Origin of the sequence: Methanoregula sp. (genome assembly GCF_049510175.1) — an archaeon.
GTDB lineage: Archaea > Halobacteriota > Methanomicrobia > Methanomicrobiales > Methanospirillaceae > Methanoregula.
This window is the reverse complement of the sequence record NZ_JBEKZF010000006.1, coordinates 83,285-95,639: the sequence shown is the minus strand read 5'-3', so window position 1 is coordinate 95,639 and position 12,355 is coordinate 83,285. Positions and strand designations below refer to the sequence as shown.

Sequence of the window (12,355 nt, the reverse complement as noted above, 5' to 3'; positions counted from 1 at the left end):
ATTTCAGAAGCCGTTACCCCGTTGTATCTGCCGGCACTATTCCGGCGACCATGACACCCTTCGCTGGGAGAGAATCTCCGAACGGGAAGCAGGGTGAAATCTACCGTGAACGGTATCGTGTCTGGCCGGGGGGAACATTTTTCCGGATCAGGGCGGGAATCTGCATTTTTGGTCGGTCTTTTTTAAGGTCCTGCACCGGTTGAAGTACGTTTCGCCCCAGATCCATGGCTGGTAGGTGCAGCACATCTCGGGTTTCACTTGGTGGATCCCGCAGAGGTACCGCTCTTTTGATACGCGGCGCAGGAACGGGCAGACCGTGACGTACTCGCCTGTGTCGGGATGACGCATCTCGACAGAGACCATGTTCCCGAGGTCTTCGGCCCGGAGCTCGGCACAGTTTACCGGGGTGCTCTTCTCCATGAATGCGACAAACCAGCGCAGGATATCGGTCCGCCCCTGCTCCATCCAGGTGTACACATTCGATGCTGTCGGTGCAATACCGGGCCCGAAGATCCGGCAGCAGAGTCCGCACTGCTCACAGGGCTCGTCTTCCGTTACCTGCTCATCCATTGAATTCCCATCCACTATTCATCCGGCATCTGGATAATGTTTTGCCGATACGACCAGGCAACAGCCATTACCGGGTTCAGTGCGCAAGGCCTGATCAGGAATATCCTTGTCCTCACGGTAGGTTTTTTCAGCCTGTCCGCCGCTATTGATCGAACTTCAGACGGTGCCGGAGTGACCTGTTCCCTCGTGATTTCCCTCAGGATCAGTTTCACGCCCGTGGTCCCCCCATTCCCGATATATACCTTCAATATGTCAGCCACCATGTATAGTACATACGTAGTTGGTTGAATGAGTGGTTTCCATAAAAAAAATACTGAAGCAGCAGTAGATCCGAATGCAGTAAATCCTGATGGTACTCCCGTCGCCCGTGTACGGCTACCCAAGAAATGGGCCAAGGAACAGTTCGCCCTTGCTGAACTGATGCTGGGGGCAAATCACATCCGTGTCCAGTGCATTGACGGGATCACCCGCATGGGCAGGATCAAAGGAAAGATGAAGAAACGGCAGTGGATACGGGAGGGCGATACCGTACTCATCGTTCCCTGGAGTTTTCAGGATGAAAAATGTGATATTATTTACCGGTACCTCAAGCCGCAGACAGACTGGCTGCGGAAAAACCGCTATATATAACCGGAAATTTTTTTATACCTGTGAATTTATAATAACCGAGCCGTAAGGCGAGGTGGAGAAGAACGAAGTTCTTCGACTATCGGGCCGTAAGGCGAGGTGGAGTGGTTATCAGGCTTCGAATGCCGGCTCCGGAACACATCCGGTTCAGGGATCACCTTTTTAAGGTTATATAAAATCAGTAACGGGTTCTTATTTTTCACTGGCAAAGGCCTTTTTTACCAGTTCTTCCTGTTCCTTTGATAATTTTTCCGGGATCTTCACAACCGTTTTTACCAGCAGGTCTCCCCTGTTGTCTGCATTCATGTACGGCATCCCCTGCTCCCTGAGCCGGAACAGTGTATGGCTCTGCGTCCCGGGGGGGATCTTCAGATGCGCTTTACCTGTGATTGTGGGCACCTCTACCTCTCCGCCAAGAAGCGCGGTATCAAGCCTGATGACCACGGAACTGTAGAGATCGGCACCTTTGCGGTCGAACGTGCGGTCCGGCCGGATACGGACGACCGCGTACAGGTCACCGGGGGGCCCGTTGTTCTCTCCGGGTTCCCCCTCACCCGGGATCCTCAGGAACTGCCCGTCTTCCACACCGCGGGGAACCGAGACCTCGATCTTCCGGGTCTTCTGCACCGACCCTTTTCCTTTGCAGGTCGGACAGGGCTTGTCGATGATCCGTCCCTCTCCCCGGCAGGCGGGACAGACCGCGATATTCATCATCTGGCGGCTGCCGTTCCTCTGGATATTCCGGACCTCCCCGCTCCCCATGCAGGTCGGGCAGACCCGCATGGAACCAGATTCTGCTCCGGTGCCATGACAGGTCCCGCAGGTATAATGATGCGGTACACTGACCGTGTTTTTCGTGCCGTGAAATGCATCGGCAAGGGAGATCTCGATTTCGTACCTGAGGTCTGCACCGCTGCGCTGCCGGGTACGGGCAGAACCGCCGGAATATGCGTCGAAGATATCCCCCAGACCAAAGTCCCGGAAAAGGTCATCGTAACTGGGCGGTTTATACCCGGCAGCATCGCCGGGCCGGAATTCCGCGTGGCCGACCTGGTCATACTGCACTTTTTTCTGAGGATCCGAGAGCACCTGGTTGGCCTCGTTGATCTCCTTGAATTTCGCTTCGGCCTCCTTGCTTCCCTTGTTGAGATCCGGGTGGTACTTCCGTGCAAGCTGACGGAATGCCTTCTTGATGTCATCCTGCGATGCATCTTTTTTCACGCCAAGGATCTCGTAATAGTCTTTCTCTGCCATGGTTTTTTAGAAAAAAGGACTATTTCTCATCCTTTACCTTGAAATCAGCATCGACGACTTTTTCCCCGCCCGGGCCGGTCGTCTCCTCACGGGGAGGTTCATTGCCTGCAGGACCTGCCTGCGGACCCGACTGTTCCTGGGCCTGCTGACGGGCAGCTTCCTGGTACACGGCAGACCCGGCATCTCCCAGCACTTTCTGGAGTTTTTCCACCTCGGCCTTGATCTTTGCGGTATCTTTTCCTTCCAGTGCTGACTTGACCGCAACGATGGCCGCATTCATCTTGTCAACGAGATCAGCACTGATCTTTCCGGCAAGATCGGATTTCGTCTTTTCCGCCGTATAGACAAGGGAGTCCGCCATATTACGGACCTCGACCTCCTCTTTCCGGCGTTTGTCCTCTTCTTCAAACTGTTTGGCCTCATTCACCATCTTCTTGACATCGTTTTCTGCCAGTTTGGACGAGGCCGTGATGGTCATCTTCTGCTCTTTACCCGTCCCGAGATCCTTTGCCGTTACATTGAGGATCCCCGATGCATCGATATCGAACGAGACTTCTATCTGGGGAAGACCCCGGGGTGCCGGGGCAATGCCGACGAGGTTGAACTGCCCGAGACTCACATTGTCTGCTGCCATGGGACGTTCACCCTGGAGCACATGGATGGTAACGGAGGTCTGCAGATCGGTTGCGGTGGAAAAGATCTGGCTCTTTTTCGTCGGGATTGTGGTGTTCCTCTCGATCAGCGGGGTCCTCACGCCGCCAAGCGTCTCGAGACCAAGCGTGAGCGGTGTCACATCAAGGAGCACCATATCCGTGATCTCGCCGCCGAGAATTGCTCCCTGGATGGCCGCCCCGATGGCGACACATTCCATGGGGTCGATCCCTCGCTCCACCTTCCTGCCGACATTGTCCTCGATGAACTTCTGGACGACGGGCATCCGTGTCGGCCCCCCGACAAGGATCACCTTCTGGATATCATCCTTTTTCAGGTTTGCATCCTTCAGGGCCTGTTCAAACGGCAGGATGCAGCGCTTGATGATCGGTTCGATCAGCTGTTCGAGTTTTGCCCGGGTCAGTTTCATGGAGAGATGTTTCGGGCCTGACTGGGTTGCGGAAACGTAGGGGAGATTTATCTCGGTTTCTATCACGGTGGATAACTCGATCTTTGCCTTTTCGGCAGCTTCTTTTACCCGGTTGACTGCCATCTTGTCACTCCGGAGATCGATCCCTTCGAGTTTTTTGAATTCATCGGCAATCCATTCAAAGATTGCATTGTCCATATCGGTGCCGCCCAGCTGGGTATCGCCCGAGGTAGCTAGGACCGTGAACGTCCCGCCGCCAAACTCCATAATGGTCACATCGAGCGTGCCTCCGCCAAGGTCAAAGACAAGGATCTTGTACTCACCGCTGCGGTCTAGGCCATACGCCATAGAGGCCGCCGTGGGCTCATTGACCAGCCTTACAACATCCAGCCCTGCAATTTTGCCTGCATCCTTGGTTGCCGTTCTCTGGTTGTCGTTGAAGTAGGCGGGGACGGTGATCACGGCCTTGGTCACCGTTTCTCCCAGGAATGCTTCTGCATCCCGTTTGATCTTCTGCAGGATGAATGCAGAGATCTGCTGGGGCGTGTATTCCTTGCCGTAAATTTTGTACACGTGACCGGATCCCATCTTTCGTTTTACCGCCGTGACCGTGCCTTCAGGATTGCTCACGGCCTGCCGCCGCGCCGGTTCTCCAACGAGAAGCTGACCGTCCGGGGTGAACGCAACATACGAGGGAAACATCTTTCCGGCAACGGTTGCCCCTTCGGCAGACGGGATAATGGTCGCTTTGCCCCCGAGCATCACCGCACCTTCACTGTTCGAAGTCCCGAGATCAATTCCGATAATCTTCTCTTTACCCATGGTTCTCACCTTCATGTTCTCCAACGTTTTCTGCAATCACTACTTTCGATGGACGGATAACCTTTGATTTCAGCTGATAGCCCTTTTCGATCTCGCTTAAGATCGTATCAGGTTCCTTCTCGCATTGCTCCTTGCACAGCACGTCATGAAAATTCGGATCAAATTTTTTCCCTACGCAGTCTACGGGGTGAAGTCCATAACCAGCCAGAATTTTTAAGAATTTTTTCTGGATCATCTGAATCCCCTCCTTGTTTTTTTCCTGTTCGAGCGATGGCAGCGCACGTTCGAAATCATCAAGAATAACGAGGAGATCTTTGATCAGGTCCTCGTTTGCGAGCGCTATGATCGTTCCTTTCTCTTTTTCAGACCATTTGCGATAATTATCAAAATCTGACTGGAGGTATTTCAGCCGGTTGAGCCGCTCCTCTGCAAGAAGTGTTTTTTCATCGAGTTCTGTTTTCAGCCGTTCGATCTCTTCCGTCAGCTGTTGTTTCTTCAGCTGGACATCATCGGTATCCATTGAAAAATGCATTAACTTCTTATGGCTCTTTAAACTATGCCTTGCGGCCCTTTTTGTCCTGAAGGAACATTGAAACCGGATAACTTATACCCGAAAAATGATACAATCTGTTCATACGCACGGTGATCTGCTGCCACTTAATGGGAAGAGGGTCACCAAAGGGGAGATGGGTTGGACCGTATCCGGCATTGTTATGAATTGTTTCCTCACCTTTGCACACCTCCCGTCCATTTACTCCCTGCCGTGCCTGGCCCCCGTCTCCGCAGCCGGCCAGGGCCGGCGCCATTCCAGGACAGGAGTTCCTTTGGAAGACCTGCTGTATAACGCATCCCGCACATGAGGAGCCCGGGTTTTTCCCGGCGGGGGGTGATCCCCCCAAGCAAGAATTTATACGTTATCACCCACGCAATCTGGATTACGGATATCGGTGAAGGACAATGCTGTACCGGAAAATGAACAAGGCCGCACCGGAACTCTCCATCCTCGGGTTCGGGTGCATGAGGCTCCCCGAGAAGGATAACGGGCAGCGTCTCATGGTGAGAGTCTCCAGCCGATATCCGGGTTGGATGGATCTCACTTCAGTCAGAGCCTGACCAGGGCCCTGCCAGGAAGGCAATACCCTGACCACTATCTTTATAATTAGGCAAGACCTAACTAACGAAGGATCGGAGTATGATGGAGAGAGACGAGCATCTGTTCGAAGTGTTTGAGCACCTGATCAGGATCAAGAATGAATGCTCCTGCACCATCTCCTCCGAATGCGGACTCTCGGATATCACGGTGAAGCAAATCGCCTACCTGAAGATCATCGACCAGGAGGGAGATGTCACCTTCAGCAGGCTTGCGGAGATCACCAGGAACTCAAAACCCACAATCACCGAGATGGTCAACAGGTTTGTCCGGATGGAGTGCGTGTACCGGGAACCCTGCCCCGATGACGGGAGGATCCTGTACATCCGCTTAACGGACAAGGGACAGAAAGTTGTACATGCCGAACAGGATGCCCTGCGCCGGGTGGTGGAACGAATGGTGAATTCACTGGATGAAGACGAGCTGGATCTCCTGATCGGGATCCTGCAGAAGGTCGGGTAATTTTTTTTGTCCTGCACTTTAGTTAGGTAAATTCGAACTAAATGAATGAGGTAACCATGCAATCAGGAAAAACTGAAGATATACAGGAAAAACAGGAAAACATTGTGATCCCACTCTTTGAGATCGTAGTCTACCCGGATAGCCGGACAAAATTCCATGTTGACCACGCCACCGGAGAGCTCCTGCTGGCAGCAATGGAGCACGCAGACGCTGCGCACGCCGTCGGTCTTACGGTGAAGAGTGGTACGAGGATTTCAGAATTAACCGGGGAGTCGCTGTATAAGATCGGAAATCTTTTCCGGATCTCGTACGTGCAGCCTGCCGATGACGGGTACCTGATCTGTGCACAGGTTGTACGGAGGGTGAAAGCGGTCTCCGTTTCTGAAAAGGACGGGCGCCTCTATGCTGCCTGCGAATTGGTCCCTGACATCCAGGATATTGAGGAAGACCTGCGGGCCCGGATCCTCGCGGACATCAAACTCACCATTCACGAGATCAGCAGCCGTTTCACGGGCTCCGAACAGTTTACGCAGCCGATCGACCGGATGGACTCCGTCGACCAGATCATGGGGTTCGTCATGCCCTTCCTGCCCATCAGCCTTGCCGAGAAACAGGCGCTCCTTGAGATGGTCTCAGTCCGGCAGCGCACTATCACGTTCCTTGAGATTCTCATCAGGACACGGGAGAATATCGCCATACGGATCGAGATGGCAAAGAAAGTCTCCGACCGGGTGAGCAAATCAAACCGCGAGGCGATGCTGCGGGAGCAGCTCAGGGTGATTCAGGAAGAGCTGGGCGAGAGCGATGGCACGGGAGGTGACGGCGGCTACCGGGAACGCGTCGAAAACTCCAGGATGCCGGATGACGTGCGCAAAAAGGCATTGGTTGAGGTGAAAAAACTCGAGACCGGGGGCAGCCAGAACCATGAAAGTTCCGTGATCCGGAACTACCTTGACCTCCTACTCGACCTCCCGTGGGTGACGGAAGAGAAGAAGAGTATCGATATCGGGGAGGCCCGCCGCGTGCTCGAAAGCCACCACAACGGACTTGAGAAAGTTAAGGAACGGATCATCCAGCACCTCGCGGTCATGAAACTGAAGCAGGAGAAACAGGGTTCGATCCTCCTCTTTACCGGCCCGCCCGGCACGGGCAAGACGAGCCTGGGCAGGAGCATTGCGGAGGCGCTCGGGCGGAAGTACATCAGGATCAGCCTTGGCGGCGTCCGGGACGAGGCCGAGATCCGGGGACACCGGAGGACATACGTAGGTGCCCTGCCCGGGAGGATCATTCAGGGCATCCAGAAAGCCGGCACGAAAAATCCGGTCTTCATCCTCGATGAGATCGACAAGCTGGCAATGTCATATGCGGGCGATCCGGCGAGTGCCCTGCTCGAGGTTCTCGATCCGGAGCAGAACAACACCTTTTCGGACCATTACCTCGAGGTTCCGTACGACCTGTCGGACGTATTATTCATCGCCACTGCCAACTCCTTGGCAACGATCCCGGCCCCGCTTCTCGACCGGATGGAGCTGATCGAGATCTCGGGCTATACGAAAAACGAGAAATTTACCATTGCAAAAGACCACCTGGTTCCCGAAACCTTAAAAGAGCACGGTCTCGATGCGGACAAACTCCGGATCGAGGACGAAGCCCTGAAGGTGATCATCGAAAAGTACACCCGCGAGGCAGGAGTACGGTGGCTCAAAAAACAGTTGGCGAAGATTGCACGGAACGTATCCGAGAAGATCGTTTCCGGTATGACCGAGCTGCCGTTCGTTGTGACAACCGACAATCTCTCAATAATCCTGGGAAAGGAGTTGATCCGACAGGAAGTGGCACGCAAAGAGCCCGTCCCCGGCGTTGTGACCGGCCTTGCCTGGACTCCCGTCGGGGGGGAGATCCTCTTCATCGAGGGCACGTTCATGCCCGGGACCGGCAAGCTCACTCTCACCGGCCAGCTTGGGGATGTGATGAAGGAGTCGGCGACAATATCGCTCTCCCTCATCCGGTCGCGGCTCGCAGATACGCAGGGAGGGTTTAACTTCATGACAAGCGATATCCACATCCACGTACCCTCGGGAGCAACGCCCAAGGACGGGCCATCGGCAGGAGTGACCCTCTTTACGGCTCTCTCATCCTTAATCACCGGGAAGACCGCTGACCCGGAGCTTGCCATGACCGGGGAGATTACCTTAAGTGGCGCGGTATTACCCGTCGGCGGGATCAAAGAGAAGGTCCTTGCCGCACACCGGGCGGGAATAAAGAAGGTGATCCTGCCCAAAGAGAACGAACGGGACCTCCAGGATGTGCCAGACGATGTCCGGGGCGAACTTACCTTCGTGCCTGTGGAGACCGTTGAAGAGGTCTTAAAAGAGGCGCTGGGCATCGAACTACCTAGGACTGTCATGCTGCATGCAGGGAACAGTGTGGTACCGGCACAGAACATCTGAACGCCCAGGGAGCCGGAAGCTATCGTGATCGGTTCAGACAGAGGGATCAGAGCGGCCACCGGCATTTCAGGGCATTCATTTTCAGGGCCGTGCACCGGTTGAAGTACGTCTTGCCCCGGACCCACGGCCAAAAATAGCATTATTTCCGGAGATACCCCCATCACCTGCGGTACCTGACAGGAAATCCAAAAACCCTCCTTCCGTGAGGCCAACCCCGCCATGCTCTGAAACCTGTGGCAAAACGACTTTTGTCAGTCGAAGAACGCTTCCCCAGCGTTCTTCTCCAATTCTTACAGCCCTTCGGGCAGTTATCGCTTCATAACCCGTCACATACCCCAAGCGGGATTCTCCGACATGAAGTGTCCCGGAAATCAGGGGGATTTTCCGAAACCATCGCACTTTTTGGGCCGCAAGCCCGTTTTGGGGATGAGACCCACGACTGAGACTGATGGCAGGGGAAGTACTAGTGACCGTGGATCCCATGCATCATCCCGACAACGCGTCAAGGAGTCCATTCGCCTTTTCCAGTCCCTCCGTGACATTGATGGACGTTTCCCCTACGGAAATTTCAGGGAGAAGGTTCGTGAATTCGCTTGCCATGAACTGGTGACTCCGCTCAAACGGCAATTCGTAGGAAGACACCTTGATATCGATGAACGCCGAGCCGTTGACCTTGAGAGTGATGGAGCCTTTCCGTACGAGCGATCCCACGGCCTGTAATGCCGGGACATTCCCGATTTTTACGGGAATGGTAACCGTGGTGTTGCCGCTCTCTTTTACCACAATACCGGTCTGTTCTCCGTGACCCAGGTAGTGTTCGCTTTCGTCAATGTAGTAGACATCAAATGCTGCTCTCTTGAGAGTTGCCCCGATGGGATTGGGGTTATAAATGTTCACGGTCGTATTCACGGTCATGGTCTGCAAAGAGACATCCGATAATGCGATATCGCTCACCGAGACCGTGGGTTCCTTAAGCGGCGGCTCCGAACACCCGGCAATGAGAATAAAGATGGCGAAGAAGATGAAAACACTGGAAATGGGGTGAAGTATCATACAATAAATTCACCGGTGCATCTAAATATAGGGGTGGTCCCCATTCGATTGCTCATACCGGAAGATTCCCGTAAAAAATCCTGTCAGGTACTCATCCTGACAGGTATGGCGGGCAGACTTCGAGGTCGGGGCCTGACTCGAGGGAGCTTATCTCCAAAGAACAGGTTCCGGCACACGTACTCACCGGGAGGATCCATTATGATTTCGAGAAAGAATTATTATTTTTTTAAAATTTACGGGCAATACGTACCTATATCCCCCAACAAACCAAGTATAGAAAAGAAATATAAAAAAGGAGGCAGAAATGGGACATATTCGAACAGATTCGACGCGGAGATATCAGTGCGCACAGCTGATATGTACCTATCTGCTCACCAAAAAAATAACCCGGGCGGTGGTAACATCACGGGAAATTGCCCGGTTCCACCACCTGACACGGAAATCCTCGCAATCGATCAGCGCCATGCTGAATTTTCTGTATACCAACCGCATACGGGAATCACGGTTCGGATTTTATATCCTCGGAACAACACCCTTCAGGAAATGCGATTATCCCCATCACTATACCATCGAACTTATCGATCAAGCCCGGGGGCTGCTCTGATGGTAACTGTACCCGTCAACGGCCTGGCACAACACACCGGGGAAGTGCCCTGCGGCCGGCTTTTCCCTTGCCCGCGGAAAAAAGCCACATGCAGGACCCTGCCATGACACTGACCTTGATGGAATGGGTCATGGAAAAAGACGGGGGGAATTCAAGATGGTTTGATTTTATGGAAGCGCCGCCGGTATGGAAGATGAGGTGGTTCTGGATCAGTGTCGCAGCCGTGTCCCTCTGCAGCATCGCGTTTTTCTTACTGGGACTCCAGATAACGTCCTGGTTTTAAGAGTAAACCTGGTCTGTCCCGAAACCGGTACGCTCATGCCCGGGATGCCAGCTTCTGCTTCCCATAAGCGGGAACCTGCATTCCGGAAAAGAACCGGTATGTTATTGTCCGCGAGCGGGAAGTTATCACGGTGTCTTGCATCCGGTATACGAAGAGACCGGGGAATATCCCGGTCCGCGGTTCCAGCGTGGCGTGAGCACCCGTGACCGTTTCCTGCACTTCGCGCAGGTGGCGTCCCGGGTCTCCTTGTAATGGTCTTTGGGCGTCTTGCTGATGATAGTATTCTCGGCAGCACAGATCGGGCAGGTGAACCGGATCACGTAGCCGGTTCTTGTCCCTGAAATTTCTGGTTTTGATGAATGTGATGTCATTGTTGTATTAATTCCTGGTTTTCGCAATAGTACCGGCTTTTTTAAAAGATCCGGTTCCCCGTACACGAAGGGTTTTGCCAAAGAGAGGAACGAGAATGTCCTTTGCCCGGCTGTCCCGGGCGATGCTGCTGCCAAAACCGTGTATGATTACCTAATATGGGAGGTCATAGCTGATAGAATGATGGGATGGCACCTTCCCGGTTTCCAGACTTCCGGAGCCAATCACAACGGAAATACGAAATCACCAGTTTCACCCCCCGCACCGCTCCTTCATTACCCGTGACTCCGAAAAAAATCCTGTGATAATTCCCGAAACCCTCCTGATCATCGCCGGCTTCATTGCCGGCATCATCACCGCATATCTCTGGTACCGCACGCGGGTCTGCGTCATTGAAGGCCGGGCGCAGAATGACCTCGACCGCTGGAAGAACGAGCATACCAAAGAGATCCGGAAAGACTCTGTCAACCGCTCGCGGTCCACGCTGAAAGGCAGGATCTCGGAGCAGATGGCCCCGCTTCTCCCGGAGTTCCCGTACGCTTCGGCCGATGCCCGGTTCATCGGCAACCCGATCGACTTCGTGGTCTTTGACGGGTATACGGAAGCAAAGGACGGGGATGGTACAGCGATCAGTGTTGCCCTGGTTGAGGTGAAGAAAGGGAAGGGGCGACTCACCCGCGAGGAGTCGCTGATTAAAAAGGCGGTGGAGGAAGGCAGGGTATCGTGGAAGACAATTTTTCTGAAAGATGAGACCGGTGAGGGATCGGAAGTCGGGGGAGAATATGCTCACCGGGATGAATAACCGTCTGGACAATTTTTAGGAAATATCAGAAGCAGTGGAGAAGATTCCCTCACCTGCCCTCATCTCCCTCTGGGAGTTACCCTGCTGGCATCCCGGCAAGCGAAATGATTAATGCATTGCCGGGTGAACACCGGCTATGCCGGATGATCCAGGACCCAAAGGTCCCGCCATGGATGATGGCCCGGAAGCTGCGGGGCCGGGCGGGTTCATGGTGTATGTCGCTGTCGTATTCATCGCCATCCTCATACTTCTCACTGTCTTCCTGAATACCTCGGGGCAGGGGACCACCGCGGCGACAGCAATTACTGAAAATACCTGGTCGCTCCAGTCCTTTACCGATACCAAGGGCAATACCGTCCCGGTACTGAATGGTACCACCATCACCGCAAAATTTTCAACTGACGGGAAACTGACCGGGTCGGGAGGCTGCAACCAGTACTCCGGCCGGTACATGGTCCAGTCGACGCTGATGGTTGTGTCACGGGTGACGACAACGTCCATGGCCTCCTGTTGGGAAGACAATGCCACGCTCCAGGAAGAGCGGTACTATGCAGCGCTCGAAGACGCTGCCGCACTACGGGTCCATGACCGGTTCCTGACCCTTTATGGGATTGACGGGAAACCGGCTCTCATTTTTACCCCGGCGCCGACAGGGAACTGATATTTTTTCGCACGGGATGATCGTTATAGGGAACCGGGCCCGGAGATCCTCATGGTTTCCTGCATTAATCTCAATTCATCCAGAATCAACCAAAATGCATAATAGATAATAAAATGATCTTTATTCATTGCACTCCCGGGATTTATGGCATATCCATAGTCGCAGGA

14 protein-coding genes are annotated in these 12,355 nt (G+C 53.8%); 7 read left to right on the top strand and 7 right to left on the bottom strand.

Features of this window, described 5'->3' with window-relative positions; all coding sequences use genetic code 11:
* Window positions 1-147: 147 nt before the first annotated feature.
* Window positions 148-570 carry a YkgJ family cysteine cluster protein gene (locus tag ABSG49_RS09370; RefSeq protein WP_424025862.1) on the bottom strand — a complete coding sequence of 141 codons (423 nt, stop codon included), beginning with the start codon at window positions 568-570 and terminating at the stop codon, window positions 148-150.
* 288 nt (window positions 571-858) lie between these two features.
* Here ABSG49_RS09370 and eif1A point away from each other — a divergent pair, with 288 nt between their 5' ends.
* Window positions 859-1,200 (top strand): translation initiation factor eIF-1A, encoded by a 342-nt coding sequence (gene eif1A, locus ABSG49_RS09365; RefSeq protein WP_424025861.1) that lies wholly within the window; start codon window positions 859-861, stop codon window positions 1,198-1,200.
* A 189-nt stretch (window positions 1,201-1,389) separates the two neighbouring features.
* Here the strand turns inward: eif1A and dnaJ are convergent, their stop codons facing one another.
* From dnaJ to ABSG49_RS09350, 3 genes are read right to left on the bottom strand one after another with little or no spacing between them, the layout of a single operon-like run.
* Window positions 1,390-2,451 (bottom strand): molecular chaperone DnaJ, encoded by a 1,062-nt coding sequence (gene dnaJ, locus ABSG49_RS09360; protein ID WP_424025860.1) that lies wholly within the window; start codon window positions 2,449-2,451, stop codon window positions 1,390-1,392.
* Window positions 2,452-2,470: 19 nt separating this feature from the next.
* Window positions 2,471-4,354: a molecular chaperone DnaK gene (gene dnaK / locus ABSG49_RS09355; RefSeq protein ID WP_424025859.1), complete on the bottom strand. Its 1,884-nt coding sequence runs from the start codon at window positions 4,352-4,354 to the stop codon at window positions 2,471-2,473.
* On the bottom strand, window positions 4,347-4,874 hold the full coding sequence (locus ABSG49_RS09350) for a nucleotide exchange factor GrpE (RefSeq protein WP_424025858.1): 528 nt from the start codon (window positions 4,872-4,874) through the stop codon (window positions 4,347-4,349). Before ABSG49_RS09350 ends, dnaK begins: the two co-directional genes overlap by 8 nt.
* Before the next feature lie 437 nt (window positions 4,875-5,311).
* Between ABSG49_RS09350 and ABSG49_RS09345 the strand changes: the two genes are divergently transcribed.
* The 3 genes from ABSG49_RS09345 to lon all read left to right on the top strand — a co-directional run bounded on the left by ABSG49_RS09345 (window position 5,312) and on the right by lon (window position 8,416).
* Entirely contained in the window at window positions 5,312-5,467 is a 156-nt protein-coding gene (locus ABSG49_RS09345; protein ID WP_424025857.1) for a hypothetical protein, read from the top strand.
* Between the two features lie 79 nt (window positions 5,468-5,546).
* On the top strand, window positions 5,547-5,966 hold the full coding sequence (locus ABSG49_RS09340; RefSeq protein ID WP_424025856.1) for a MarR family winged helix-turn-helix transcriptional regulator: 420 nt from the start codon (window positions 5,547-5,549) through the stop codon (window positions 5,964-5,966).
* A 56-nt stretch (window positions 5,967-6,022) separates the two neighbouring features.
* Window positions 6,023-8,416 (top strand): endopeptidase La, encoded by a 2,394-nt coding sequence (gene lon, locus ABSG49_RS09335; protein WP_424025855.1) that lies wholly within the window; start codon window positions 6,023-6,025, stop codon window positions 8,414-8,416.
* A 486-nt stretch (window positions 8,417-8,902) separates the two neighbouring features.
* Here the strand turns inward: lon and ABSG49_RS09330 are convergent, their stop codons facing one another.
* Complete coding sequence (locus ABSG49_RS09330; RefSeq protein WP_424025854.1) at window positions 8,903-9,469, bottom strand: LEA/WHy family protein; 567 nt, start codon at window positions 9,467-9,469, stop codon at window positions 8,903-8,905.
* Window positions 9,470-9,863: 394 nt separating this feature from the next.
* Here ABSG49_RS09330 and ABSG49_RS09325 point away from each other — a divergent pair, with 394 nt between their 5' ends.
* Window positions 9,864-10,073, top strand: a complete 210-nt coding sequence (locus ABSG49_RS09325) for a hypothetical protein (RefSeq protein WP_424025853.1) — start codon at window positions 9,864-9,866, stop codon at window positions 10,071-10,073.
* A gap of 15 nt (window positions 10,074-10,088) precedes the next feature.
* Here the strand turns inward: ABSG49_RS09325 and ABSG49_RS09320 are convergent, their stop codons facing one another.
* Complete coding sequence (locus ABSG49_RS09320; RefSeq protein WP_424025852.1) at window positions 10,089-10,313, bottom strand: hypothetical protein; 225 nt, start codon at window positions 10,311-10,313, stop codon at window positions 10,089-10,091.
* Between the two features lie 168 nt (window positions 10,314-10,481).
* Window positions 10,482-10,727, bottom strand: coding sequence for a hypothetical protein (locus tag ABSG49_RS09315; RefSeq protein ID WP_424025851.1), 246 nt, complete (start codon window positions 10,725-10,727; stop codon window positions 10,482-10,484).
* Window positions 10,728-11,026: 299 nt separating this feature from the next.
* Here ABSG49_RS09315 and ABSG49_RS09310 point away from each other — a divergent pair, with 299 nt between their 5' ends.
* On the top strand, window positions 11,027-11,527 hold the full coding sequence (locus ABSG49_RS09310) for a Holliday junction resolvase-like protein (RefSeq protein ID WP_424025850.1): 501 nt from the start codon (window positions 11,027-11,029) through the stop codon (window positions 11,525-11,527).
* A 169-nt stretch (window positions 11,528-11,696) separates the two neighbouring features.
* Window positions 11,697-12,188: an META domain-containing protein gene (locus tag ABSG49_RS09305; RefSeq protein WP_424025849.1), complete on the top strand. Its 492-nt coding sequence runs from the start codon at window positions 11,697-11,699 to the stop codon at window positions 12,186-12,188.
* The last annotated feature ends 167 nt before the right edge of the window (window positions 12,189-12,355 follow it).

Coding starts and splice junctions, on each gene's coding strand:
- ABSG49_RS09340 (WP_424025856.1), top strand. CDS start 5,547: ATGATGGAGAGAGACGAGCATCTGTTCGAAGTGTTTGAGCACCTGATC.
- ABSG49_RS09315 (WP_424025851.1), bottom strand. CDS start 10,727: ATGACATCACATTCATCAAAACCAGAAATTTCAGGGACAAGAACCGGC.
- ABSG49_RS09320 (WP_424025852.1), bottom strand. CDS start 10,313: ATGCTGCAGAGGGACACGGCTGCGACACTGATCCAGAACCACCTCATC.
- dnaJ (WP_424025860.1), bottom strand. CDS start 2,451: ATGGCAGAGAAAGACTATTACGAGATCCTTGGCGTGAAAAAAGATGCA.
- lon (WP_424025855.1), top strand. CDS start 6,023: ATGCAATCAGGAAAAACTGAAGATATACAGGAAAAACAGGAAAACATT.
- ABSG49_RS09305 (WP_424025849.1), top strand. CDS start 11,697: ATGGATGATGGCCCGGAAGCTGCGGGGCCGGGCGGGTTCATGGTGTAT.
- ABSG49_RS09350 (WP_424025858.1), bottom strand. CDS start 4,874: ATGGATACCGATGATGTCCAGCTGAAGAAACAACAGCTGACGGAAGAG.
- eif1A (WP_424025861.1), top strand. CDS start 859: ATGAGTGGTTTCCATAAAAAAAATACTGAAGCAGCAGTAGATCCGAAT.
- ABSG49_RS09345 (WP_424025857.1), top strand. CDS start 5,312: ATGCTGTACCGGAAAATGAACAAGGCCGCACCGGAACTCTCCATCCTC.
- ABSG49_RS09330 (WP_424025854.1), bottom strand. CDS start 9,469: ATGATACTTCACCCCATTTCCAGTGTTTTCATCTTCTTCGCCATCTTT.
- dnaK (WP_424025859.1), bottom strand. CDS start 4,354: ATGGGTAAAGAGAAGATTATCGGAATTGATCTCGGGACTTCGAACAGT.
- ABSG49_RS09370 (WP_424025862.1), bottom strand. CDS start 570: ATGGATGAGCAGGTAACGGAAGACGAGCCCTGTGAGCAGTGCGGACTC.